Raw genomic sequence first — 25950 nt, 5'->3', positions numbered from 1 at the left:
ATGGTAAATATTATTTGTAAGCAGCTGTGTTCACGCGAGCGCTAGGACCCATTGTCGAAGATACAGCGATGCCTTTAAGGTATACACCTTTAGCAGCAGCTGGCTTCGCGCGGTTCAATGCATCCAAGAGAGCCTTAAGGTTCTCATTGAGTTTAGCCGCATCAAAGGATGCCTTACCGATTGGAGCGTGAATTTGACCTGCTTTGTCAAGACGGTATTCGATTTTACCAGCTTTAATTTCTTGAACAGCTTTGGAAACATCGAATGTAACTGTGCCAGCTTTAGGGTTAGGCATAAGACCTTTACCACCAAGCAAACGACCCAATTTACCGACTTCACTCATCATGTCAGGTGTTGCTACGCAGACGTCGAATTCGAACCAGCCCTGTTGAATTTTGTTGATCATGTCTTGATCGCCAACAAAATCAGCGCCAGCCGCTTCAGCTTCCTTCGCTTTTTCACCTTTTGCAAATACCAGAACGCGTTGCGTTTTACCTGTACCGTGAGGTAGTACTACTACACCACGAACAGCCTGGTCTTGTTTACGTGGGTCTACACCCAAACGCACTGCCACTTCAACAGTTTCGTCGAACTTGGCAACTGCAGCCTTCTTCACAAGCTCTACAGCTTCCAAAGGCTCATAAGTCGCTTCGCTATCAATAAGCTTAGCAGCTTCAAGGTATTTCTTACCGTGTTTAGCCATGATTGTTTCCTCCTTTGTGGTATTAGCGGAATTTCCTCCCACATATTCCGGGTCAAGCCCGGTCTAAAGACTATTAGTCTTCGATTGTGATACCCATGCTACGAGCAGTACCTTCAACCATCAACATTGCAGCTTCAACAGTTGCAGCGTTAAGGTCAGGCATTTTTTGTTCTGCGATTTGACGAACCGCATCACGTTTAACAGTTGCTACCTTCTTCTTGTTAGGTTCGCCGGATCCTTTTTCGATCTTGGCAGCCACACGAAGCAGAACAGCAGCCGGTGGAGTTTTGGTGATGAAAGTAAAGGAACGATCCTCAAACACCGAAATTTCAACCGGAATAATCAAACCAGCTTGATCAGCAGTACGAGCGTTGAATTCTTTACAGAATGCCATGATGTTGACACCTGCTTGACCCAATGCTGGACCTACTGGAGGAGCCGGATTTGCTTTACCTGCAGGAATTTGCAGTTTTACCATCTTGATAATTTTCTTCGCCATGTAAGACACCTCCTTGCATCAATAGTGGTAGCGGACGCTTTACGCCCTCCCACAAGAAACCCGAAGCTTAAAGCTTCTCAACTTGAGTATAATCCAACTCCAGCGGGGTTTCCCGTCCAAACATGTTGACGTGAACCTTAAGCTTACTTTTTTCAGCCAAAATTTCTTCCACGGAGCCCACGAAATTCGCAAAAGGACCAACCTTGATACGAACTGATTCCTTGATGTCGAATTCAATCTTCGGTTTCGGTTCATCCATACCCATATGCTTCAGAATCTGTTCAACTTCTTCTGGAAGCAAAGGCGTGGGTTTTGAACCGGAGCCTGTCGAACCGACAAAGCCCGTAACCCCTGGTGTATTGCGAACAACATACCAAGAATCATCGGTTTGAATCATTTCGACCAAGACGTATCCCGGGTAAACTTTACGCATGACGGTCTTTTTCTTACCGTCTTTGTTTACAATTTCTTCTTCCATAGGAACAAGAACTCGGAATATTTTGTCCTCCATGCCCATGGACTCGACACGTTTTTCCAAATTGGCTTTGACTTTATTCTCATACCCAGAATAGGTATGAACTACATACCATCTTTTTTCCATATCAAGCCACCTGGGACCCTTCTAAATTATCGCTTCGATCACAGCGGAAATACCGATGTCTAAAACCCAAAAATAAATTGTGACAAACGCAATGGTGCCGATAACGATGAGAGTATAGTTCGTCAGTTCTTTACGATTGGGCCAGCGAACTTTTTTAAGTTCCGCCCAGCTTTCAGAGAAAAAGGAAAACAGAGACTTGAAACTACGTTTCACGCCGACTACACCTCCAAAAACTATCTGGTTTCGCGATGAGGAGTTTGCTCGTTACAGAACTTGCAAAATTTCTTCATCTCCATGCGGTCGGGGTGATTTCGCTTGTTCTTTGTGGTTGTGTAGTTTCTTTGTTTGCAGCTTGTACAAGCCAAAGTGATAATTACCCGCATGATTTGCACCTCCCGAAGACGTCCTTCTTCATCAGAAGAACCGATATTAATCCTAGTAGAAAATTCGTCCTGTCCTGTAACAGACATTTTGAAATTCCTGCGAGATGAACAAAAGCGTTGTTCCAATGCTGTAACAACGTTCCATTCATAAAACACGCGAATTTAGGCCTACCTAAAACACTTTATCACATGGTTGACGCCTTTTCAAGCCTTTTTCTCTCTGAAAGCAGGCTGCATTTACTTACCATTATGGTCATACTTCAGACAAATGAAACAATGGAATATTTAAAAGAAGTAAAAAAAGGCCCGATCTGAGCCTTTCACACATCTACATCAGTCTAATTATCCCGAATCTCCAAATAACGTTCAAGCTTTCGCTTTACCCGCTGGAGAGCATTATCAATCGATTTAACATGACGTCTTAAATCCACAGCGATCTCTTGATAGGAACGTCCGTCCAAATAAAGCATCAGCACCTTCCGTTCCAAATCACTTAGGATCTCGGACATCTTATCTTCCAAGCCAACAAACTCTTCTTGATTAATAAGTAATTCTTCCGGATCACTTACAGCCGTACCACATATAACATCTAGCAGTGTTCGGTCTGAATCTTCATCATAAATCGGCTTGTCCAACGATACATAGGAATTCAATGGAATGTGCTTCTGTCTCGTGGCTGTCTTAATTGCTGTAATGATCTGCCTTGTTATGCATAGTTCAGCAAAAGCTTTAAACGATGAGAGCTTGTCCCCTTTGAAATCACGAATCGCCTTATAAAGGCCGATCATGCCCTCCTGTACGATATCCTCACGATCTGCACCAATTAAGAAGTAAGATCGAGCCTTAGCACGTACGAAGTTCCGGTACTTGTTGATCAAAAATTCAAGCGCCCCGCTGTCACCTTCACGGACCGCCTCGACAATGTCTTCATCACTTATCAAATCATACCCCGACATCATGATTTCCTTGAGGTCGACACTCAATAGAATCCCTCCGGCCCGGAACGCACGGTACCCCGTCACTCGCTTGAAATATATGTCAAGTATATATGATGTATATAAGACCGTCAACCACGTCATGACTAATTTAAACCGATCATAGAAGAAATGTAAGGGTTTTCTTTGGGGTGTCATTATTTCAAAAAATCATTCTCTTCGCCAACGTTCAAACATGAGCCGAACATCAGGCGACAATTTATTGTCTATGGTATTCCTCTTGGACTTGGCCTGATCCTCTTTAATTTTGCGAGATACCTCTCGTTCACTCTGCTCTACTTGAGTAAGTAGTTCCCTAGCTGAGATGCGCAGAGCCCCGAGAGCAAATATAATATGCTGTTCCATCAAGTCACTCGTAGCGACATAAATTTTACGCCGGCGGTGGCTGAAATCGACAACAAGACGCTCAATGCACTCATCAGCAGTTTCTTTTTCCTTCGTGAAGTATACCTGCACCTTCCCTTGGGTAAAAGATTTGCCGAGACCCGGAACCCGGTAAGCATCAAAAACCGCAATAACCCGAAGACCAGAGAACGCTTGGTAGTCAGCCAGCTTTTCAAGAAGAGCATCCCTTGCCTCCTGCATGCCGATGTTAGCAAGCTCCGCGAGAAACGGCCAGCCGCCGATCATGTTATATCCATCGACCAGCAGCACATCCCGCCAATCGGCCATCTTATCTAACCTTGAAGATGGCGACGGCGGAGTACTTCATACATGACGACACCGGCAGCCACCGAAGCATTCAGTGAATTAATCTGACCATTCATCGGGAGCTTAACAAGAACATCGCATTTTTCACGGATCAATCTGCCCATTCCCTTACTCTCATTACCGATTACGATCGCAACGGGTCCATTAAACACATTCGTGTCATAGATATCTTCCGTTGCATCAACAACCGTTCCTACAACCCATACTCCCATTTCTTTCAACTGCTCTATCGTCTGTGCAAGGTTGGTTACTCTAGCCACCGGAACATATTCAACAGCTCCAGCTGAGGTCTTGGACACCGTTGCAGTTATCTGGGCCGAGCGACGTTTGGGCAAAATAACACCGTGTGCACCCGTGCAATCGGCTGTTCTGAGTATCGATCCCAAATTGTGAGGATCCTCAATCTCATCAAGGATAAGTAGGAACGGAGCCTCTCCCTTATCTTCGGCAATCTTTAAAATATCATCCACCTCTACATAAGCATGCGGTGCAGCCTGAGCAACAACACCTTGATGCTGAACACCGGGAACGAGTTGATCCAACTTACGTTTATCGACATTCTGAATCACGATGCCGAGCTTTCTGGCCTCAGCAACAATTGGCATAATCAAATGCTTTTGCGCGTTATCCGCTATCCAAATTTTATTGATTGTGCGTCCGGAACGGAGCGCCTCTGTTACGGAATGTTTACCGGCGATTACTTCTTCTTCTTGCATGTCTTTCTTCCTCCTGCGATACCTGCTAAGACCGTAATTCTCCATTAGGCCTTAGCGGTTAAGTTTTATTCTATCTCCATCTACTGCTATTATTCAGCTGGATCTGCTATAAACTCGATAGATTGCTTTATTAATTCCTGAAGTCGTTCATGATGCCCAGCGTAATATAGATAGCCTACCAGACACTCAAATGCCGTCGCGTGTCGATACTCCAAAACATCAGCATTCTTTGGAATACTGCCTGATTTAGCGTTACGACCCTGACGTACCACATCCCGCTCCTCCTCCGTCAGTACCGGATCAAGGAACGCAAGAATGCGGCTCTGTGCTTTCGCAGAGACAAAACTTGTTGCCGTACGGTGTAAATGGTGAGGACGAAGATTCTGCAGCGATATTAAATACTGACGGACCGCAATTTCATAAATTGAGTCTCCAATGTAAGCAAGTACGATCGGCGGTATAAGTCGGACGGGTTTGGAAGGAGGGAACGGAAACCAGCTCCCTCCCATTTCCTTAGGATCTAAACCGCTCATTTGCGCCGCCAGCGCATACCTTGCGCTGTATCCTCAAGCAAGATACCTTCTGCCGATAAACGGTCACGAATCTCATCAGCACGTGCCCAATCCTTATTGCTACGGGCCTCTACTCGCTCAGCGATCAAGCGTTCGATTTCTTCATCTAGAAGTTCCTCTGCTGACGAATTTACAATTCGCAATACACCGTTCATTTCTTCAAAGGCAGTCAGCACCTTCTGGAGGTCTTCTGCTGGTACAGATGCCTTTTGGAGAATATGATTCGCTTCCGTTGCCCACTGGAACATAGCCGTAATTGCATCCGGTGTATTGAAATCATCTTGCATTTTGCTATGGAATTCAGCAAGAACATCATCCATTTTAGCGGCAACTTCTGCTCCTGTCTTACCTTCCGGTGCCCCTACTGCCGTTTCAAGACGATGACGGACGTTACCAGCTGCATTCGCAATACGATCAATACTATTCTGCGCTTGATCCATCACTTCATCACTGAAATTGAGTGGATTGCGATAATGAGTCGATAGCATAAAATAACGGACAGCCTCTTTTGTATACTGTGCACGCAGATCCTTAACTAATACCCCGTTTCCAAGGGACTTAGACATCTTCTCATTATTTATACGAATGTAACCGTTGTGCATCCAATAATTCGCAAGTGGTTTACCTGTTAACGCCTCGGACTGAGCTACCTCACACTCATGATGAGGGAACTGCAGATCCTGTCCACCGCCGTGAATGTCTAATGTATCCCCAAGGTAGCGACGAGCCATCGCAGAGCATTCGATATGCCAACCCGGACGTCCGTTCCCCCAAGGGCTTTCCCAGTATATCTCTCCTGGCTTTGCTGCTTTCCATAAGACGAAGTCCTCTGGATTCTCCTTACGCTGATCGACTTCAATTCGGATACCGAACTGAAGCTCATCGAGTTTCTGCTGTGAGAGCTTTCCATAATCATCAAACTTACGAGTGCGATAGAAGACATCGCCACCATTCTCATATGCAAAATCTCTATCCATGAGTTCACGAATGAATTCAATAATATCATCCATGTTCTCAGTAACACGCGGATTCATTGTGGCACGAGGAATTCCGAGTCCATCTAGATCCTCAAAATAAGCAGAGATAAATTGATCAGCCACTTCTGGAACTGTGGTTCCAGTCTGTTCTGCTTTACGGATCATTTTGTCATCTACATCCGTAAAGTTAACGACATAATTGACCTGATTACCTTGTTGTTCAAAATAAGTACGTACCACATCGAAAAAGATCATTGGACGTGCATTTCCGATATGAATATAGTCGTAAACAGTCGGGCCACACACGTACATACTTACTTTACCCGGCTCCTGTGCGGTAAATGTCTCCTTCATACGGGTTAACGTGTTGTAAATTTGAAGTGCCATTTGTATGGTCACGATCCTTTCTCTTATCGCTTTTGTAAATCTCTATGCATGGGAACATCTGAGCGATTCAACTCTGGGCTCGCTAGTTGCTCTTTCTGTGTTGTCAATTCTTTGCGCAGTTCATCAATTTCCTTCTGCATACTGCGCAGTGTATCAACGATCGGATCCGGGAGATTCGTATGATCAAGACGGTCACGTACACGCTCACCATTCTGTTTGACCACTTTTCCCGGATTACCAACAACGGTGCTATTCGGAGGAACTTCTCGAAGCACCACCGCATTAGAACCAATGTTGCTATTCTCACCAATGGTGAAAGATCCAAGAACTTTAGCTCCCGACCCAACGACTACATTACTACCGATGGTAGGGTGACGCTTGCCTTTTTCCTTACCAGTACCCCCAAGCGTTACACCTTGGTAGATAACAACATCATCACCAATTTCACATGTCTCACCAATAACAACACCCATACCATGATCAATAAAAAGTCGCTTCCCGATCCGAGCTCCTGGATGTATTTCGATGCCCGTCATAAACCGGCTAAACTGTGAAATAATACGGGCTAAAGAGTACCAACGCCGTTTGAACAAAGCATGGGCAATTCGGTGAGCCCACAAAGCATGTAGGCCCGAATACGTAAACACAACTTCAAAAAGTCCTCGGGCAGCCGGATCATTCTCGAACACAGTCCGTATATCCGACTTCATTTGCTTGAACATGAACGATCCCCCTCCCCAGTTCGCCCCATCATAGATCCATTACAATAATAAAAAACGCCCCTGCAGCTCTCGCTGCAGAGGCGTCAAACACGCGGTTCCACTCTGCTTAAAACCGGCAAACTCCTCCCATGGATAAGGGACAGATAGCACGGTTCAACTTCAAGTCTTTAACGGTGACGGCCGGCATGATCTAACGGTATATGACCGCTTCAACCATACAGCTCACAGGCGCATTTCCGCTTTCGGCAACGGGATAACTCACAGCCTGGAAGAATCAAGTGACCTTGTCCTCTCCCGGTTATCCTCTCTGGATCGTGCCTTACATTACACGTACTTCTCCTGATCCTAGCTTTTCAATTTGTACTTTCTTATATATTACCCAAAAGACCGTTTCCTGACAAGAAAATATCAGACAGAGGTCTGACTCTGCTAAGCGCCTTTGATCTGAGCACGCAAACGATCGAGCACACGGTCTTTGCCTAGTAGCCAAATCGTCTGATTCAAGTCACGACCATGGGTTTGCCCTGTAAGAGCTACTCGGATTGGCATAAAGAGTCCTTTACCTTTGAAACCCGTTTCCTTCTGTACTTCTTTAATCAAAGCTGCAATCTTGGTTGCTGTAAACTCCTCAGAGCCTTCCAATTTTGCCAGGAATGCCGAAAGGACTGTTGGAACCTGTTCTTCAGAAAGAATAGCAGTAGCTTCCTCATCCAACTCAAGGTGAGTACGGAAGAACATTGCAGACAATTCAACAATCTCAGAAGCCGATGTCATCTGCTCTTGATAAAGAGCGACCAACGCACGAGCCCAAGCATCCTGCTCTGGTGACAGGTCTGCTGGTAAACGTGAAGCGCGCTGAAGATGTGGAATCGCCAAATCTGCAATACGGTTCGGATCTGCCTGCTTGATGTAGGTATTATTCAAATAAGCAAGCTTATTCGTATCAAATACTGCTGGACTCTTCGAGAGGCGATTCGAATCAAAGACTTCAATCAGCTGTTCTTTAGAGAAAATTTCTTCCTCTCCCTCTGGAGACCAACCGAGCAGAGCGATGAAATTGAACAAAGCTTCCGGCAAATAACCAAGCTGATCATACTGCTCGATAAACTGAATGATCGATTCATCACGTTTGCTCAATTTTTTATGGTTCTCTCCAACGATCAAGGTCATATGACCAAAGCGTGGAGGCTCCATACCAAGCGCTTCATAAATCATGAGCTGACGAGGTGTATTGGAGATATGGTCTTCACCACGCAGTACGTGGGTAATTTTCATCAGGTTATCATCAATAGCAACCGCAAAGTTGTATGTCGGAATACCATCTTTCTTAACAATGACAAAGTCACCCGTTTCCTTCGTGTTGAAGGAGATCGTACCTTTAACCATATCATCAAAGGTATATACTTTATCTTCTGGAACCCGGAAACGAATGCTAGCAACTCGGCCTTCTGCTTCAAAAGCTTGACGCTGTTCTTCTGTCAAATCACGGTGTTTACCAGAATAGCGCGGGGTTTCTCCACGTGCAGTCTGTTCCTCCCGCTCCTTCTCTAGCTCTTCTTCTGTGCAGTAGCACCGATAAGCAAGTCCACGGTCCAAAAGATCCTGCCAATATTTACGGTAAATATCGAGGCGCTCTGTCTGACGATAAGGGCCATACTCGCCCCCAACATCCACACTTTCATCCCATTCCATGCCAAGCCACTTCAGATATTTCAACTGACTTTCTTCTCCGCCTGCTACATTGCGTTTCACATCTGTATCTTCGATACGGATAATAAATTTACCATTGTGTTTGCGTGCGTACAAATAATTAAATAATGCCGTTCTGGCATTGCCGATATGTAAATGTCCCGTTGGACTCGGTGCATAGCGCACACGGACTTCTTCGGTCATTTCTAACCCCTCCGTTTTGCTTCTCTCAAAGATTCTTTCAAGATGATAGCATACCTTGAACAAGGCATACAATAGATTGAGCAGCGATCCCTTCGCCTCGACCTGTAAAACCTAATTGCTCCGTTGTTGTTGCCTTAACATTCACTTGTGCTTCGTCTGCTTCAAGTGCCTTCGCGATAATCTTAGTCATCTCCGGAATATGCGGTGCCATCTTTGGTTTTTGAGCAATGATAGTACTATCCACATTCCCAAGACGGTAACCTTTTTCTTTCGCCATCTCCCACACTTGCTCCAAAAGTTTCAGGCTGTCTGCATCCTTAAACAACGGATCTGTATCTGGAAAGTGACGACCAATGTCTCCGAGACCCAGAGCACCAAGAATAGCATCTGTAATCGCATGAAGAAGCACGTCAGCATCAGAGTGCCCTACCAGACCCTTTTCGTACGGAATGGTAACACCGCCAATAATGCACGGCCTTCCTTCCACGAGCTGATGTACATCAAATCCTTGACCTACTCGTATCATCTTTGTATCTCTCCTTTAAGTGTTCTTCAAGTAGAAACGGCTTTATCTAGTATAGTTCGCAGCCATTCTACGAGAAATATAAGAAAGTATAAGCCCCTAGCTTATACTTTCTTATATTTTAAAAATGCGGCATACTCCAAGTCTTCGGGCGTTGTAATCTTAATGTTTGTATATTTGCCTTCCGCAATTGCCACAGGTAGCCCTGCTCTTTCCAGCAGCATCGCGTCATCAGTCCCGGAGTATCCCTCTCGCTCTGCGGACTCATGGGCTGCCAGCAAGTCACAAAGACGAAAAGCCTGTGGGGTTTGAACAGCCCACAGACTATGACGATCAGGAGTAGCTGTAATCAGCCCCTGTTCGTTCACCTGTTTGATCGTATCCTTTACAGGAACGCCGAGAACTGCAGCACCTTCCCGAAGTGCGACATCCCGGCAGTTATCGATCTCCTCACGGGTAACAAACGGTCTAACGCCATCATGTATCATTACCCATTCTGTATTCATTTGCTTGATCCCTTGGTAAACGGACTCCTGACGCTCACTTCCACCCGGGATGACTGCTGACACCTTGTCCAAGCTATATTCCTTCACCCACGCCTTACATCGACTGACATCATCACGTCCGGTGACCAGAATGATCTCCTGCAACCACGGCACTTGGTTAAAAATATCCATCGTATGCACAACGATTGGTCTACCTTCGATCTGCAAGAACTGCTTGCTCTCTCTGGTCCCCATTCGTGAACCTTTTCCTGCTGCCACGATGACAACACCAAAGCTCTTACTCATACCAAAACTCCTGTCTCTACCCAACAACTGTACCTATCGCTACAGCCGGGAACGGATATGTACATACTCCATCATACCCCGTTTACTGGGCTTTTTCCAACAGTTTCGGTTTTGCAAAGATCATTCGGCCCGCTGAAGTCTGCAGTACACTCGTAACGAGTACTTCCATCATCGCCCCTATATATTCTCTTCCACCTTCAACTACGATCATCGTTCCGTCATCCAGATAGGCTACACCCTGACCGTGTTCCTTCCCATCCTTGATGATCTGTACCAAGATCTCTTCTCCTGGCAGTACGACTGGTTTGACCGCATTAGCTAAATCGTTGATGTTGAGTACAGATACCCCTTGTAGCTCACATACTTTGTTCAGATTAAAATCGTTAGTAACAACTTTTCCCTGAAGTACTTTCGCCAATTTAACCAGCTTGCTGTCCACCTCTGAAATCTCCTCGAAGTCTCCTTCATAAATAAGGACTTTTACATCCAACTCTTTCTGAATTTTATTCAAAATATCCAATCCTCGTCGTCCACGATTACGCTTTAGCAGGTCCGAGGAATCAGCGATATGCTGCAATTCTTCAAGCACAAATTCTGGAATGACAATCGTTCCTTCGATAAATCCTGTTTTGCAAATATCAGCAATTCGGCCGTCAATAATCACACTGGTATCCAATATCTTATGCTCTTCAATTCCTCGACCTTCCGGTTCGTTAGCTTGGCTCCATTTCCCTGACATCCAGAGCGAAGCAAGCTCCTCCTTCTTTTCGAGCCCAATACGTAGACCCACATATCCCCCAAGCAGCGTAATGCCAACCTGAAGCAAGCGTCCCGCTTGCCCAAGCCAAGTAAGACTAGGCGATAACAACAGAGACAACAGCAAACCTCCAAGTAGTCCTATCGTGCCTGCTGCTAGATCCGTCATCGGTATACGTGAGAAAGAGGAAATGACATTTTGTAGCCTGCCGTCAAATTTGTCAGCTACAAGCATAGCAATCATACCGAATAGCAGTCCTCCAAGCAGTGCAGAGACGCTGCTCCCTCCAGCAAAAACACCTTGACCGAAAACCGAGAATAGTTCGGGGAACGACCTTTCCACCATATGATATAACGTATACCCGCACCATGCTCCACACAGTACTGTAAATGCTAAGATAGCTTTTTTTAACATGGGTTCCCGCACCTCCTTATTAAAATTATTCATTGTATAATTTCCAGTATGGTCCAATTTGCCAAGCCGTAATCGTGATAAAGTTATTTTTCTAAAATTAAAGCTAGTAAGAATAATTTTTTGGAATAAAAGAAAAAATGGGATGCATTCAAGAGAGTGTGTGTTAAGCTGTATGTACGAGAATATCAACCATTCTAGCCTCTCCAGTGCTCTGTTATCGGTTGAAATTCCCTGAACGGCTGGAATATAATGAACACAATTCATAATATCGATATCGAGGTGGATAATAATCATGAGCGCTCCTAGCTTACAGGCTTTTCAGGATCAAGTTTCCGAATTGTTGCTACGTCACCGCAGTCTTTTGGATGTCCTGTCTAAAACCGGTCAAAGCAATGCTTCCGTTAATCGTGCTGTAACCAAAGCTATTACGGAATGCGGTTGTATCGAACTTCACGCCACGAAGCAAACCTTCGATATGGGTGCAGATCTCGAACAAGCCAAAGAACTCGCAGGTACTCATGTTGATGGCCAGTTGTGTGAGAATTGTCGTGAAGCCATTAGTTCTGAGCTAGGCCGTAATTTGTTCTATATGTCAGCTATGGCTAATCTGCTGGATATTCAGCTAGATGAAGTGGTTATTAAAGAGTCTCAGAAGTGCTCAACTCTAGGCTTGTTTAACTTGTCTTGATCTTCTTGAGGATTTTGTAAATTTAGGATTTCACCAACTATATAACAAAAAAAAGCATTTAGATCTCTGCTCTTTAGCAGCGATTTAAATGCTTTTTTTATAGATGAATTACCTTACCATATAAAAAAAGCGGCCCATTCTTGGGCCACTTTTCTACTAAACCGAAACATTCTCGATAACATAAGAGTCTGCTTCACTCTGTGTATTCATTAACGATCTGAGGAATGATAGGCCTCATCCGATTTACGTTCTTCTTCACGATGTTTACGGCTAAGTTTACGGAAATTCTGTTTCAAACCGTAACCCGCATAGATAACAAGCGGAACAAAAATCAACTTGGAGGTTTGTTCTGGAAGGAACACAGCCACCATAACCGCAGCAATAATCACTAGGGGAGTATATTTGATCGCTTTTCTCGGAAGCCCAATTTTCTTGAAGTTTGGATACTTGACACCGCTGATCATGAGATAAGAAAGCAGTAACATTGCAATGATCATATAAGGAGCTGTAATCTCTTCATGAAACAGAGCCAGCGTTGCAAGTACACCACCAGCTGCTGGAATTGGCAAGCCGATAAAATACCCAGGAATTCCTGGACGAACGTTAAATCGAGCTAAACGCAGAGCACCGCACATCGGGAAGATGGCTGTGACTGTCCACGCAAATGCATTGTTCATATCCGACAGAGCAACCGTGTACATGATAAGCGCAGGCGCAACACCAAAAGAGATCACATCAGATAAAGAATCAAGCTCTTTACCGAATTCACTCTGCGCATTCAGTGCACGAGCAACGCGGCCATCCAAACCGTCGAGAAGCATGGCAATAATTATCATGATGGCGGCCATACTGGTCTTGCCATTCGTCGCCAAGATAATGCCAATCATTCCGAGAAACAGGTTACCTAGAGTAAACATGTTCGGAATTGACTTCGTCATTTGTATATTCACCTCGTTAAATTTTACATCACATTCATCGATTGTATGAGATTTACATTTGTCTGTCAATGAATACTTGCTCTTGCAATCTCTTCAATCCATCCTTAATAGTACGCGCACGAACCTCACCGATACCATCAACTTCATCCAATTCGTCAATTGTCGCGGCCATGATACTTGGTAAATCTTCAAACCGATCCACTAAATTACGAATGATAACATTGGGGAGACGTGGGATTTTGTTTAGAATACGATACCCACGTGGCATGATCTCTTCTTCAGAAGCAGCTGCCGAGGAAGGATATCCTAAAATTTTAATAATATGATGAATATCGAGAAGCTCATCATCCGTCAGACGTTTCAGAGACAGAATAATCTCACGGATTTTATCTTCACTATACTCACGAGCGTAATCAGAGTAAAGCAACCAAGCTTCTTCTTCAATGTTACTAACAAGCTCATCCATCTGCATACTAATCAGACGGCCTTCATTCCCCAGCTCATTGATATAGCGCTTAATCTCCTTCTTAATGCGTAGCACCATCTCCACACGCTGAATAACATTTACGATCTCAGGAATGGTGACCAGTTCTTCAAACTCAGAAGCGGAGAGATTTGTTAATGACTGATTAAGAACCACGCCGTATCTTTCAAGAGTCTGAATAGCTTGGTTTGCTTTGGTCAAAATAACGCCAATTTCCTTCAGGGCATATCGTAATGACCCTTGATACAATGTAATAATATTTCGACGCTGTGAGATGGAAACAACCAATTTCCCGGTTTGTTTTGCCACCCGCTCTGCAGTCCGGTGCCTGATTCCCGTCTCAGAAGAGGAGATCGAAGAATCCGGGATAAGCTGCGTGTTGGCATATAAAATCCGCTTAAGATCTTCACTTAAAATAATTGCCCCATCCATCTTCGCAAGCTCATACAGATAGTTAGGTGAGAAGTCGCAATTGATGGAGAAGCCACCGTCGACGACCTCCATAACTTCAGGACTGTAACCGACGACGAGCAGCGCGCCGGTCTTAGCCCGCAGTACATTCTCAAGCCCATCTCTGAATGGCGTCCCCGGCGCCACTAGCTTCAGCAGATCATTCATTTTGTCCAGTTGGCTCGTTTCTTTCACTTTAGTATGCCCCCTAATCTAACGCAACCGCTAGTGCATCTGCCACGGTATTGACTCCAATAATTTGTATGCCTTTTGGATGCTTCCAGCCCTTTAGGCTTTTCTCAGGCATAATCACTCTTTTGAATCCAAGCTTTTCTGCTTCCTTCACTCGCTGCTCCGCTCTTGAAACGGCACGGACTTCACCTGTTAAACCAACCTCTCCAAAGAAAACATCATACGGCTTGGTCGCCATATCCCGGAAGCTTGATGCGATACTAACGGCTATCGCTAAATCCACCGCAGGCTCATCTAGTTTAACCCCACCAGCAACATTCAAATATGCATCTTGGTTTTGTAAGAACATTCCCATCCGTTTTTCCAGCACAGCTATAATTAAGTTCATTCGGTGATGATCGACACCAGTCCCCATTCTTCGCGGTGAAGGGAAGTGCGTTGAAGAGATGAGAGCTTGAAGTTCGACCAATACGGGTCTTGTGCCTTCCATGCTTGCAACTACCGTTGAACCAGCCACTCCTAGTGGACGTTCTGACAGGAACAACTCTGAGGGATTACCGACTTCACGTAAGCCTTCTTCTCCCATCTCAAAAATACCAATTTCATTCGTTGACCCAAAGCGGTTCTTCACCGCCCGAAGGAGTCTATACGTATGATGCCGTTCCCCTTCAAAATATAATACACAGTCTACCATGTGCTCAAGCAATCTTGGACCAGCTATGGCGCCTTCCTTCGTCACATGCCCTACAAGCACGGTAGCAATCCCTTTGACCTTAGCCAGACGCATAAACCTTGTTGTACACTCACGAACTTGAGCAACACTTCCAGGCGCACTGGATACATCAGGCTGATAAACCGTCTGGATCGAGTCAATTACAACAAATTGAGGCTGCACGTTCTCGATCGCTTCTTCAATTGTCTCCAGATTCGTTTCACACAGGACGAATAGCTCTGATGACAGTGCACCAAGACGGTCTGCACGTAGCTTGGTCTGACGCACCGATTCTTCGCCGGAAATGTACAATACTCGAAGTCCGTTTCTTGCCAATTGATTAGACGTTTGGAGCAGCAGAGTTGACTTCCCAATTCCGGGATCGCCGCCTACCAGCACAAGTGAACCAGGGACAAGCCCCCCACCAAGCACACGGTTTAATTCAGCAATACCGGTCTCGATCCTCGGTTCCTTACCACTTTCTATATTTATGATCGAAACGGGCTTTTCTTTACTATGAAAAAGAGGAGAATTCATCCCCTGTGTCTTGATGACTGTCTCTGTTTCTTCCACCATTGAATTCCAGGCTTGACAGCCGGGACATTTCCCGTACCATTTCGGTGATTCATAACCACAATCAGTACAGAAAAATTTTGTTTTTGTTTTTGCCATGACCTCTCCTTTATGATGCGCATCCTTTGCCTATATTCGTCAAAACCCTGCAAAATCAGGCATTAATCAAAGTTTACCATTTATTCTAATTCATCGTAAAGAATAATCAAAAAGTTTCCCCATAAAAGTCAGGCCAATTCAGGATAACTCTATAAAAAGAGACCCCGCAGGCAGTAAACCAGCGGGGTACTCTATAAAATCTTATTTATTCAGATTTAGCAGTTGCAGATTGCTTCGTCTTCTTGACGGTTAATTCACCGTTCTCCTCATCGATAAGCAACTCATCGCCCTTCGAGACATTTCCTTTCAAGAGTTCCTCAGATAAGCGGTCTTCAATGTGCTTCTGAATAGCTCTACGCAGCGGACGAGCCCCGAATGCCGGATCATATCCTTCCTTAGCAAGGAATGCTTTCGCTTTATCCGTCAGCTCGAATTCTACTTCAAATTCACGCAGACGCTTGCGAAGCTCATCGGACATCAACGATACAATCTCAGCGATATGCTTCTCTTCTAGGGAGTGGAATACGATAATTTCATCAATTCGGTTCAGGAACTCAGGACGGAAGCTCTTCTTCAACTCATCCATCACTTTATCCTTCATGTTGTTGTAATCTCTACCTGCATCGGTTGCAGCTGTAAATCCTAATGTAGAGTTACGTTTAATCGCTTCTGCCCCTACATTGGAAGTCAGGATAATCAACGTATTACGGAAATCAACCACACGGCCTTTGGAGTCAGTAAGACGTCCATCTTCCAATACTTGAAGCAGGATATTAAATACTTCCGGGTGCGCTTTCTCGATCTCATCGAGAAGAACGACAGAGTATGGCTTACGGCGAACTTTCTCAGTGAGCTGCCCACCTTCTTCGTATCCAACATATCCTGGAGGCGCCCCAACGAGACGGGATGTGGAGTGTTTCTCCATGTATTCCGACATATCGATACGAACTACAGCATTCTCATCACCAAACATCGATTCAGCCAATGCTCTTGCTAGCTCAGTCTTACCTACACCTGTTGGTCCAAGGAAAATGAACGAGCCCATTGGACGTTTTGGATCTTTAAGTCCAGCGCGTGCCCGGCGAACTGCCCGGCTCACTGCCTTAACTGCTTCATCCTGACCAATCACACGGTTATGAAGTAGTTCTTCCATATTGAGCAGGCGTTCGGTTTCTTCCTCTCTGAGTTTATTCACAGGGATACCAGTCCAGTTCGCAACCACGTCTGCGATATCTTCTGGAGTAACCTCAGAATCAGTCCGACCTTGTTTTTCTTTCCATTGATTCTTCGTGATTTCAAGCTCTTCTCTTAGCTTCTGTTCGGTATCCCGCAATGCCGCTGCTTTCTCAAATTCCTGGCTCTGAACAGCTGCATCTTTCTCCTTGCGGATATCCTCCAGATGAGATTCTTGATCCTTCAGGTTCGGCGGAATCGTATACGTATGAAGTCTTACCTTAGAACCCGCTTCATCAATTAGATCAATCGCTTTATCCGGTAAGAAGCGATCCGTAATATAACGGTCAGACAATTTTACAGCCTGTTCAATCGCCTCGTCGGTAATCTTCACCCGGTGATGGGCTTCATAACGATCACGCAGTCCATACAGGATCTGAATAGCTTCCTCTGGAGAAGGCTGATCCACCGTAATTGGTTGGAACCGGCGCTCCAGAGCTGCATCCTTCTCGATATATTTACGATATTCATCCAGCGTAGTAGCTCCGATACATTGCAACTCGCCCCGTGCAAGAGACGGCTTCAAGATATTAGAAGCATCAATAGCTCCTTCAGCGCCACCAGCACCGATCAAAGTATGAAGCTCATCAATGAACAGAATGATATTTCCCGCTTGACGAATTTCATCCATGATCTTCTTCAGGCGATCCTCAAACTCACCACGATACTTTGTTCCTGCAACAACTGATCCCATATCCAGCGTCATTACCCGCTTATCACGAAGTGTTTCTGGGATTTCGTTATTGATAATCTTTTGAGCAAGACCCTCAGCAATTGCCGTCTTACCTACACCAGGCTCACCGATCAGAACCGGATTGTTCTTCGTACGACGACTGAGTACCTGAATCACTCGCTCGATCTCCTTGCTCCGACCAATGACCGGATCAAGGTTGCCTTCTTTTGCAATGGCAGTCAGATCACGAGCAAGACTGTCCAGCGTTGGAGTGTTTACATTTTGCGGCTGCCCATGATGACTTGATACCGCTTCGCTGCTTCCAAGTAGTTGAAGAACCTGCTGGCGAGCTTTGTTCAAGCTAATACCCAGATTGTTCAGTACTCTCGCTGCAACACCTTCACCTTCCCGAATCAGACCTAGCAAAATATGCTCTGTACCAACATACGTATGGCCAAGCTTACGAGCTTCATCCATTGAGAGTTCAATTACTTTCTTTGCTCTTGGGGTATATGCAATATTCGTCGGTTGCTCTTGTCCGCGACCGATTAATGTCTCTACTTCATCCTGTATCTTCTCAAGCCCTAAGCCAAGACCAATCAGCGCTTTAGCGGCAATGCCGTCTCCTTCACGGATGAGTCCCAGCAGGATATGTTCTGTGCCTATGTTGTTGTGCCCCAAACGCACAGCTTCTTCTTGAGCTAATGCAAGCACTTTTTGCGCACGTTCCGTAAATCTGCCAAACATCATAGTATTGCACCTCCACGAATGATTGTTTTATTTCTCGGAATAATGAAAAATCGATTTTCAAAACGCTCTAGAATGCAATATATAGTTCGTGATAAATCTTACCAATCTATATATCGTTGATTTTAAACCGCTTCTTCGATTTTTGCAAAATTTCCATCTATGATATGTTTCATTGTTCCTTACTAAGGGTTTCGCGAATCAGTTTTGCACGGTATACATCACGTTCATTATGATTCATCGTTTCACCAAATTTTTTCTGTAAAAAACCAGGCTGGGTCATGACATTAAGTTCATTCATAACTGAACTTGGTGGGCCATTAAGTAGACCGAGATCAACGCCAAGCCTTACATCAGATAATCGCTGCGCTGCTTCTTTCGACTCCATAACCTCAGCATAAGATAATATACCGTATGATCGCATCACGCGATCGGTAATCCGAAGTTTCGATTCGCTAATTAATCGCTCACGAGCATTCTTCTCATGTTCTATGATTTGCATTGCGACACTGTGCAGATTCTCTATAATTTCAGACTCAGTCTGCCCTAGTGTAATCTGATTGGAAATCTGAAATAAATTCCCTACAGCCTCACTGCCCTCACCATAGATGCCACGTACCGTCAGTCCCACCTGAGAGACAGCTGACAAAATGCGGTTGATCTGCTGAGTCATCACAAGCGCAGGCAGATGCATCATGACAGAAGCACGAAGCCCTGTTCCGACATTTGTAGGGCAGCTTGTAAGATACCCTCTTTTGTCGTCAAAAGCATAATCAACTTTGGCTTCGAACAAATCATCTAGCTTCGTTGCTCTCTCCCAAGCCTCATGCACTTGGAAGCCCGGATACAAGCACTGGATTCGTAGGTGATCCTCTTCATTAATCATGATACTTACCGATTCATCTTCCGTAAGTATCACCGCTCCATTTCTCGATTCATCAGCGAGACTTGGACTAATGAGTCGCTTCTCAACCAACACTCTCTTATCCAATCCATCAATCTCATCTAAACGAATGGTATGAAAAGGACCCAGATCTTGTAATTCTTCCTGATCCTTTAAAACACCTGTCAGGCGCTCAAGCACTTCTCCCGACTGCTCGCCTGTCGCAAGCAGCGGAAAAGGAAGATGCTGCAAATTGCGCGCCACCCGAACCCGGGTGCTGATGACTATATCAGAATCCTGACCGTTTCCGCGCATCCATTCGCTCAGCGCTTGTTCGGTAAACCGAAGATTCGACATCACGCATTCCTCCTACCTTCAGCATTTTGCAAAATGCTCGCTTCAAGTGCAGTATTGTAGTCCATAGACTTAAGCCATACTCTTCTCGAGCTCACGGATCTGATCACGGATTTCAGCAGCTTCTTCAAACTCCTCTTGAAGGATTTTATACTGCAGTTCCTTCTTAAGCTCATCAATTTTACGTTTCACTTGGATCTTACCACCACTTCGTTTGGGGATCTTACCTACATGTGTGGTATTACCGTGAACCCTTTTGAAAAGTGGATCCAAGCGATCAGAGAAATATTTGTAACAAGAGCTGCAGCCAAAACGGCCAAGCTTACTGAATTGTGAATAGGTCATACCGCATTCCTCACAACGGGGTGCTTGAGGTCCCCTAGAACCCTGAGTTTGACCTTTTCCCGTAGGATCGAGATCAAGCAGACCTGACAAAAGACTGTGAATAGAGAAACCATTCGACGTCCCAGGGATCAATTCCCCTTTTTCACGGGCACAAGTTTCACAGAAATGGAATTCCGTCTTCTCTCCGTTTACAATCTTGGTGAAATGGAGCGTCGCCGGCCGTTTACCGCATTCTTGACACACCATATTCATGACCCTCCTTTTAACAAAGACTCATTTACCCAACAAAGAAACAAGCATCGCCTTCATAATTCTGGCACGAAGCTCATCTCGGTAAGGAAGTTTAACGTTCAGACATTCCCTTGAGATTGCTGCCCGCATGAGGCAAGCTTCACGCATCGTCAAAAACCGTGATTCTTCGAGCTGGTAAATCAGCCCCTCTGCTACTGTCTGATCAATGAGATTTCCTATCGAATGATGCAAGTGATGGTGAAGAGCTGTATGCTTCGGCAACTCAATACGCTGAATACGTATATAGCCTCCTCCGCCACGTTTACTTTCCACCAAATACCCCTTCTCTAATGTAAAACGGGTACTAATAACATAATTAATCTGGGAAGGAACGCATGAGAATTTCTCCGCAAGATCATTACGCTGGATCTCAATTGTACCCTCCGAGCTTTCTTGCAAAATACCCTTCAAATATTGTTCGATAATATCAGAGATATTACGCATGATTATTCATCCTCCACTGCTTGAAACGCTAAGCCGTATTGATCTTACACGTCCTCACAGAGTCTTGCCGATACTTTAATTTTAACCAACTTGGCGCTTCATTGAATCCTTTATTGCTGACTTTGACTTTCTTTGACTTTAAATTTATTATAACACAATTTTTTATTTTGCCAAGGGGGCTTCTCTTTCAGTCTAACCGTTAAAAAGTGAAAATATTCCGCATACCACTCCATCAACCAAAATAAAAAGACCCCGCCATTATTCTAGCAAGGTCTTACATATGATGATGAATATTATACTTCCACCTTACGATCGATCAGTTTAACCATAGCATATATAAGTACTCCGGCGAGAAGTATTTCAAATATAAACGGTCCCCATGGGATTTGAAAAGTCTCATTGGTAATTGGAGTTCCAGTCCCTCCCTCTTCAATTCGAATGGAGAATGTTTGACCCACCCATCCACTATCTGAAGTGAAGATTTTGTACTCCATCCACTGTATTACATTTTGAATGACAAAAAAGAGCACGATGCTGAACCATAACCCCCACTGCTTGCGAATTGCACGAGCTACTACGATCGAGAAAAAGATAGTTATCATAACAAATGTATATTTCCAGCCGCCACCCAATGCCATTAATACATAATCCGAAGTAATTAAACGGGGGAGGTTTATTATTTCACCTATGCTTCCTATGTTCCAGAATATCCATAAGTGAATAATCACCAATATCATAACAATCACTGTACTGATCCAGGTCTGTATTAACGACGATACGATAGTCCATATAGATCGAATAGGTAAGAGGCGGCGATTATATAACTTAATATTCTGATCAAATGTTCTGCAGATAATTACCAGTAGGATCGTACTCACTATACCATAAGCTAGCATGCTCAAGGGCACCAAGAGCCATAATTCCCATCCTCGTATATAACCGATCGATGTAAACAGTGTTTCTGAGATCAACAGAACGGTCATAAGACCAAGAATTACATTCGAATTTCGTTTCCAGTCGTATTTCAACAGTTTCATCATTCTGCGAACACCTCTTTGAACATTTCATCAATGCTTTTACCATGCTCTAGACGAATATTCTCTACTTCCTCGTGCATAACGATCTCACCGTTCCGTATAAAGACCACTTCATCAAAAATACGCTCAATGTCTCTCACTAGATGTGTTGATATGATGATACTGCTGTTCTCATTATAGAACTCCACAATCGCATTGAGGATTTTGCCACGTGCGACAGGGTCAACGCCTCCAATCGGCTCATCCAGCATATACACGTAAGCATTGCGTGAAAGTGCCAGTGTCAGCTGGAGTCGTTCATTCATTCCTTTGGATAATGAGCTGATCTTATCGTTTAAATTCAAGTTCATGAATTTCAACATATTATGTGCCTTCTCTACATCAAAATCAGCATAGAAGTCCTGAAAAAACTTGATCGCATCAGATACTTTCATCCATGATTCTGTGAGCGGACGATCTGGCATGAAAGAAACCAACGATTTCGTCTCCAATCCAACGGGTTTACCCTTAATAGTCACTTTTCCGGCTGAGGGATGAACAAGTCCTGCCGCAATTTTCATCATCGTACTCTTACCACTGCCATTCGTTCCAAGTAGACCGATAATTTTACCCTCAGTAATGTCGATAGTTACATTGTGTAATGCTATTTTGCCACCGTAATTCTTAGATACATTATGAAATTGAATTAGACTCTCCATTTAAATTCTCCTCCTTCCTATCTAGATTCCTGATTAACGTCTTCCTTAACAGCCTCAGCCACAATAGACATAATATCTTGCTCTTTAAAGCCCAATTCCTGCATACCACGGATAAAATGCTCCAGCAGCTCACTGGCCATTTCTTTTTTTATCGTCATGATCTTAGATCCCTCACTCGTCACGTATCTGCCCAATCCGCGCCTAGTCTCAACAATACCTTCTCGTTCTAGTTCCTGAAAGGTGCGTTGCACCGTATTGGGGTTAATCTGAAGGTCGGCTGCCAGTTCCCGGACGGATGGAATCTTATCGCCAGGCTTTAGCCCTCCTCTTACGATTTCTCTTTTTAAATAATTCATAATTTGTAAATAGATCGGCAGATTATTGTCAAATTCTATGCTCACTATCGGTTTTGCTCCTTTCCGCCGCTCTCCTCTAATTAGTTGTTTTCAGTTCATCAAGCGACATCCCGTTTTTTAAACGTAACAAAGCCCGTGACAAGAAACAAGAGGAGATACACAGCAAGTACGATGGCAGAGAACGTCAGCGACATGCCGGGAAGCAAGGAACCTAAACCATCATTATAAATCGAGAGATCTACGTTCAAGAATGGTAAGTACTTCGCCCATGAATACCCTGCAAGCAATTGAGTTACTAGACTTTCAATAACAACCATGAACATCCCAATCCCAATTGCCGGTCCAGTTGACCTCGTTACAATCCCAACAGCGAATGTAAATGAGACGTACATGAGGGTATATACGAAACCATATCCTGCTGCTATAAACACATCCTGTAAATTCGTTGATCCTTCACCTGTACCGAACATCAATGTGCCAGTGGTAAGCCCGACAACAAGCGCAAATGCTATAAGTGAAATAATATATAGCAAGATAACGACATACTTCGACGCAAGAATTTTGGTTCGGCTTTGTGCACGAATCAGTAGAAGCTTAATTGTTCCAAAGCTATGTTCCTTAGCTACCGATCCAGCGGTCACAACAATTGCTAGCATCGTTAATACTTGACCCATTCCTTTAGAAGCAACAACCATTTTGGCAAATTCATATCCTGTGCCGGCATCTCCACCTGAGAACGACTTTAACATATAAGCTACAAAAATAATCATCGCAGCCACTAAAGCATAAGGAATGAAAAAGCTTTTCTTTTTGAACATCTTCAACCATTCATTAGTAACAAGATTTCCAAAGCTACGCAATCCGATTGCCTCCTGTCCATTTCAAAAATTCTTCTTCCAATGATTGCTTAGTTTCCTCAATCCGGTATATCGACACTTCTGCATCACCCAAAATCTTGATGATCTGAGGTATATTTTCATCTTTCAACTGGAGGGTGACTTCACTTCGATTCGGCTCAACACCAATCACTCTAACCTCATCCAGTGTGTGTACTGCTTCCAGAACATCCTGTGTACTACTGACTCGGAAGTTAACGGTAACGAGATCATTCTGCGGCTCACTACCAATCGGACGCTCCGTTACAAGCTTACCTTCTTGTATCACGATCACCCTGCTGCACATAAGCTCCATTTCAGATAACAAGTGACTTGAGACCAGAATGGCGATCCCTTCTTCTCTGGCAATCAGTTTCAAGTAATCCCGCATTTCCCGAATACCTGCTGGATCCAATCCGTTCGTTGGCTCATCCAAGATAAGAATAGATGGCTCATGAAGAAGTGCTTGGGCAATACCAAGTCTTTGCCGCATTCCTAGGGAATAGGCCCGAACTTTCTTGTGAATAGCATCCTGTAATCCCACCAGCTTGATGACCTCATGAATTCTTGACTCTTTAATTCCTTCAGCCATTCGCTGATACTGCTTCAGATTATCGTATCCACTCATATACGGATAAAACTCTGGATTTTCGATAATCCCACCGATATGACGTATCGCTTTCACAAACTGGTGTCTAACACTGTGCCCACGCACAATGACATCCCCTTGAGACATTTTTATAAGACCAACAATCATTCGTATGGTTGTCGTCTTCCCTGCTCCGTTCGGTCCTAGAAGACCAACAATTTCACCTTGTTGTATATCAAAAGATAAATTATCTACAATGTTCTTAGCTCCGATTGTCTTAGTGATATGATCTGCACTTAGAACCACTGAATTTGGCTTATCTTTGTTTAAACTCATTGCTACACTCCCTTTTGCATTAGTGTTATAGTTAAATAGTACACTAGGATAGTGTTGTTGTAAAGTGTAGTGAGCTGTTTTTTTCATACATGGAGGTTTATTATTGAGAACTGGTGCAATTAAGCACGCTGAATTAATACAGTTCCCTTGGCTCAGAAGGAAAACCGTCGATACTTCTGTACAGAAATCTTATTAAAAAGTCATGGACGCTTTTCACAGAGATGTATTCGTGATCTTTATTGTCATGTAGTTTGACCCTTATAATTTATTAACTGTAACTTTAATCCAATTGTTGTCGTCTATAGAAATAATGAAACATTAAATATCAAAAGGGGGCTTATATTTGTATAAATTGCGTATCCAAGGGCTCGTTCACTCCATTCTAATACTGCTATTTATACTGACTGGATGTTCTGGTTCTGAGGTTAATGAAGAAGAGGATGTCATCAATAGACACGGAGATATAAAGAACATTGATAATCTAAACGCTTTTATAGAAAAAAATAGAGAAAACCTGCAGGTCGTACATTATACAATTGAAGGTGATCCCATTTTTTATGTATTAAAGTATCAAGGAAATCAGATTCAAATGAAGTATGACAACACCCAGGACGATTACAGCACACCGATGGTTTCCAAGTTCACCTGTGACAGGCTACAAAGAAACGAAGAAGATACCTACTTAGAATATGTACTCACAGGATGTAACGGTAAGGAAGACGATATCCAGATACTTAAGATTCCTTATGATGTGAAGGAGATAGACTCCTTTGATTTTGTTTTGAAATATGGAGTGCATTTAGGCAATCAAATCAACACACTAAAGAAGACGTTGACTAAAGATCTACAGAACGGCGAAACCGTAGAAGTCTCTGATTTCCAATTCAGTTCAGAAGAACGTCAGTCCATATATAAGAATATGGTGCTTGCCAACTACATGGAAGAAAAGCAATTAACTACATCCTGTAACAAAAAACCTCATATCGCATACGACCTCACTGTTTATTCTGGTAATCGAGTTCTTCATTACGAATGGTCGGAATGCGATAAGAGTAAAGATGGGCAGCAAATGACTTCACTCATCAATAAAATCATCGATATCGTCAGAGATAAAGACATTTACAAGCAATTGCCTCCAGTTAAAGGAGGCTATGAATAGAAATATTCCAGAAGATGTTGAATAAACAAATAAAAAAAGCCATTGTTGATTACTCAACAATGGCTTTCATTGTGCTTGGCGACGTCCTACTCTCCCGGGACCCTTCGGTCCAAGTACCATCGGCGCTGGAAGGCTTAACGGTCGTGTTCG

29 protein-coding genes and 1 rRNA gene are annotated in these 25950 nt (G+C 44.0%); 2 read left to right on the top strand and 28 right to left on the bottom strand.

Annotated features, from left to right (window positions below):
• Positions 1-10: 10 nt before the first annotated feature.
• The 15 genes from rplA to AC3WJJ_RS24370 form a co-directional block, all read right to left on the bottom strand.
• A complete protein-coding gene (gene rplA / locus AC3WJJ_RS24440) occupies positions 11-703 on the bottom strand; it encodes a 50S ribosomal protein L1 (RefSeq protein WP_422658468.1) in 693 nt (230 codons plus the stop codon).
• 73 nt (positions 704-776) lie between these two features.
• A complete protein-coding gene (rplK, locus tag AC3WJJ_RS24435; protein ID WP_208917593.1) occupies positions 777-1202 on the bottom strand; it encodes a 50S ribosomal protein L11 in 426 nt (141 codons plus the stop codon).
• Positions 1203-1269: 67 nt separating this feature from the next.
• The gene (nusG, locus tag AC3WJJ_RS24430) at positions 1270-1803 is read right to left on the bottom strand and encodes a transcription termination/antitermination protein NusG (protein ID WP_492544649.1); all 534 of its coding nucleotides are present in this window, start codon (positions 1801-1803) and stop codon (positions 1270-1272) included.
• Between the two features lie 21 nt (positions 1804-1824).
• Positions 1825-2016 carry a preprotein translocase subunit SecE gene (gene secE, locus AC3WJJ_RS24425; RefSeq protein WP_013312170.1) on the bottom strand — a complete coding sequence of 64 codons (192 nt, stop codon included), beginning with the start codon at positions 2014-2016 and terminating at the stop codon, positions 1825-1827.
• 20 nt (positions 2017-2036) lie between these two features.
• Positions 2037-2186, bottom strand: a complete 150-nt coding sequence (gene rpmG / locus AC3WJJ_RS24420) for a 50S ribosomal protein L33 (protein WP_006212941.1) — start codon at positions 2184-2186, stop codon at positions 2037-2039.
• Positions 2187-2524: 338 nt separating this feature from the next.
• Entirely contained in the window at positions 2525-3169 is a 645-nt protein-coding gene (sigH, locus tag AC3WJJ_RS24415; RefSeq protein ID WP_422658470.1) for an RNA polymerase sporulation sigma factor SigH, read from the bottom strand.
• A 162-nt stretch (positions 3170-3331) separates the two neighbouring features.
• The gene (locus AC3WJJ_RS24410) at positions 3332-3853 is read right to left on the bottom strand and encodes an NYN domain-containing protein (RefSeq protein ID WP_492544646.1); all 522 of its coding nucleotides are present in this window, start codon (positions 3851-3853) and stop codon (positions 3332-3334) included.
• Between the two features lie 5 nt (positions 3854-3858).
• Positions 3859-4608, bottom strand: coding sequence for a 23S rRNA (guanosine(2251)-2'-O)-methyltransferase RlmB (rlmB, locus tag AC3WJJ_RS24405; protein ID WP_422658472.1), 750 nt, complete (start codon positions 4606-4608; stop codon positions 3859-3861).
• An 89-nt stretch (positions 4609-4697) separates the two neighbouring features.
• Complete coding sequence (locus tag AC3WJJ_RS24400) at positions 4698-5141, bottom strand: Mini-ribonuclease 3 (protein ID WP_422658473.1); 444 nt, start codon at positions 5139-5141, stop codon at positions 4698-4700.
• Positions 5138-6544: a cysteine--tRNA ligase gene (gene cysS, locus AC3WJJ_RS24395; protein ID WP_492544697.1), complete on the bottom strand. Its 1407-nt coding sequence runs from the start codon at positions 6542-6544 to the stop codon at positions 5138-5140. The genes AC3WJJ_RS24400 and cysS overlap by 4 nt, the downstream gene beginning before the upstream one ends.
• Before the next feature lie 23 nt (positions 6545-6567).
• Positions 6568-7266: a serine O-acetyltransferase gene (gene cysE / locus AC3WJJ_RS24390; RefSeq protein ID WP_422658474.1), complete on the bottom strand. Its 699-nt coding sequence runs from the start codon at positions 7264-7266 to the stop codon at positions 6568-6570.
• Positions 7267-7695: 429 nt separating this feature from the next.
• A complete protein-coding gene (gltX, locus tag AC3WJJ_RS24385; protein WP_492544643.1) occupies positions 7696-9159 on the bottom strand; it encodes a glutamate--tRNA ligase in 1464 nt (487 codons plus the stop codon).
• Positions 9160-9196: 37 nt separating this feature from the next.
• Complete coding sequence (gene ispF / locus AC3WJJ_RS24380; protein ID WP_422658476.1) at positions 9197-9685, bottom strand: 2-C-methyl-D-erythritol 2,4-cyclodiphosphate synthase; 489 nt, start codon at positions 9683-9685, stop codon at positions 9197-9199.
• Positions 9686-9786: 101 nt separating this feature from the next.
• Complete coding sequence (gene ispD / locus AC3WJJ_RS24375) at positions 9787-10473, bottom strand: 2-C-methyl-D-erythritol 4-phosphate cytidylyltransferase (protein WP_422658477.1); 687 nt, start codon at positions 10471-10473, stop codon at positions 9787-9789.
• Positions 10474-10555: 82 nt separating this feature from the next.
• Complete coding sequence (locus AC3WJJ_RS24370) at positions 10556-11644, bottom strand: PIN/TRAM domain-containing protein (protein WP_492544640.1); 1089 nt, start codon at positions 11642-11644, stop codon at positions 10556-10558.
• A 292-nt stretch (positions 11645-11936) separates the two neighbouring features.
• On the opposite strand from AC3WJJ_RS24370, the gene AC3WJJ_RS24365 reads away from it, so the two are divergent.
• On the top strand, positions 11937-12332 hold the full coding sequence (locus AC3WJJ_RS24365) for a nucleoside triphosphate pyrophosphohydrolase family protein (protein ID WP_422658479.1): 396 nt from the start codon (positions 11937-11939) through the stop codon (positions 12330-12332).
• A 209-nt stretch (positions 12333-12541) separates the two neighbouring features.
• Here the strand turns inward: AC3WJJ_RS24365 and pssA are convergent, their stop codons facing one another.
• The 12 genes from pssA to AC3WJJ_RS24305 all read right to left on the bottom strand — a co-directional run bounded on the left by pssA (position 12542) and on the right by AC3WJJ_RS24305 (position 24641).
• Positions 12542-13270: a CDP-diacylglycerol--serine O-phosphatidyltransferase gene (gene pssA / locus AC3WJJ_RS24360; RefSeq protein WP_492544638.1), complete on the bottom strand. Its 729-nt coding sequence runs from the start codon at positions 13268-13270 to the stop codon at positions 12542-12544.
• 52 nt (positions 13271-13322) lie between these two features.
• Positions 13323-14399, bottom strand: coding sequence for a DNA integrity scanning diadenylate cyclase DisA (disA, locus tag AC3WJJ_RS24355; protein WP_422658481.1), 1077 nt, complete (start codon positions 14397-14399; stop codon positions 13323-13325).
• 13 nt (positions 14400-14412) lie between these two features.
• Complete coding sequence (gene radA, locus AC3WJJ_RS24350) at positions 14413-15780, bottom strand: DNA repair protein RadA (protein ID WP_422658482.1); 1368 nt, start codon at positions 15778-15780, stop codon at positions 14413-14415.
• 205 nt (positions 15781-15985) lie between these two features.
• On the bottom strand, positions 15986-18436 hold the full coding sequence (gene clpC, locus AC3WJJ_RS24345; protein WP_492544635.1) for an ATP-dependent protease ATP-binding subunit ClpC: 2451 nt from the start codon (positions 18434-18436) through the stop codon (positions 15986-15988).
• 169 nt (positions 18437-18605) lie between these two features.
• Complete coding sequence (mcsB, locus tag AC3WJJ_RS24340) at positions 18606-19673, bottom strand: protein-arginine kinase McsB (protein ID WP_492544633.1); 1068 nt, start codon at positions 19671-19673, stop codon at positions 18606-18608.
• Between the two features lie 69 nt (positions 19674-19742).
• On the bottom strand, positions 19743-20261 hold the full coding sequence (gene mcsA, locus AC3WJJ_RS24335; RefSeq protein WP_422658485.1) for a protein-arginine kinase activator protein McsA: 519 nt from the start codon (positions 20259-20261) through the stop codon (positions 19743-19745).
• Between the two features lie 27 nt (positions 20262-20288).
• Positions 20289-20750 carry a CtsR family transcriptional regulator gene (locus tag AC3WJJ_RS24330; RefSeq protein ID WP_422658486.1) on the bottom strand — a complete coding sequence of 154 codons (462 nt, stop codon included), beginning with the start codon at positions 20748-20750 and terminating at the stop codon, positions 20289-20291.
• Between the two features lie 293 nt (positions 20751-21043).
• Positions 21044-21787 carry a hypothetical protein gene (locus AC3WJJ_RS24325; protein WP_492544630.1) on the bottom strand — a complete coding sequence of 248 codons (744 nt, stop codon included), beginning with the start codon at positions 21785-21787 and terminating at the stop codon, positions 21044-21046.
• A complete protein-coding gene (locus AC3WJJ_RS24320) occupies positions 21787-22485 on the bottom strand; it encodes an ABC transporter ATP-binding protein (RefSeq protein WP_492544628.1) in 699 nt (232 codons plus the stop codon). The genes AC3WJJ_RS24325 and AC3WJJ_RS24320 overlap by 1 nt, the downstream gene beginning before the upstream one ends.
• A gap of 17 nt (positions 22486-22502) precedes the next feature.
• Positions 22503-22886 carry a GntR family transcriptional regulator gene (locus AC3WJJ_RS24315; RefSeq protein ID WP_492544626.1) on the bottom strand — a complete coding sequence of 128 codons (384 nt, stop codon included), beginning with the start codon at positions 22884-22886 and terminating at the stop codon, positions 22503-22505.
• A gap of 53 nt (positions 22887-22939) precedes the next feature.
• Positions 22940-23701, bottom strand: coding sequence for a DUF2705 family protein (locus AC3WJJ_RS24310; protein ID WP_492544624.1), 762 nt, complete (start codon positions 23699-23701; stop codon positions 22940-22942).
• A complete protein-coding gene (locus AC3WJJ_RS24305) occupies positions 23694-24641 on the bottom strand; it encodes an ABC transporter ATP-binding protein (protein ID WP_492544622.1) in 948 nt (315 codons plus the stop codon). Before AC3WJJ_RS24305 ends, AC3WJJ_RS24310 begins: the two co-directional genes overlap by 8 nt.
• Positions 24642-24984: 343 nt before the next feature.
• Between AC3WJJ_RS24305 and AC3WJJ_RS24300 the strand changes: the two genes are divergently transcribed.
• A complete protein-coding gene (locus AC3WJJ_RS24300) occupies positions 24985-25800 on the top strand; it encodes a DUF4362 domain-containing protein (RefSeq protein WP_492544620.1) in 816 nt (271 codons plus the stop codon).
• A gap of 73 nt (positions 25801-25873) precedes the next feature.
• Here AC3WJJ_RS24300 and rrf read toward each other — a convergent pair.
• Positions 25874-25950 (bottom strand): 5S ribosomal RNA (gene rrf, locus AC3WJJ_RS24295); the annotation flags it as partial.

This window comes from Paenibacillus sp. FW507-14B1B (assembly GCF_058781425.1).
This window is presented reverse-complemented; position numbering and strand designations above follow the sequence as displayed.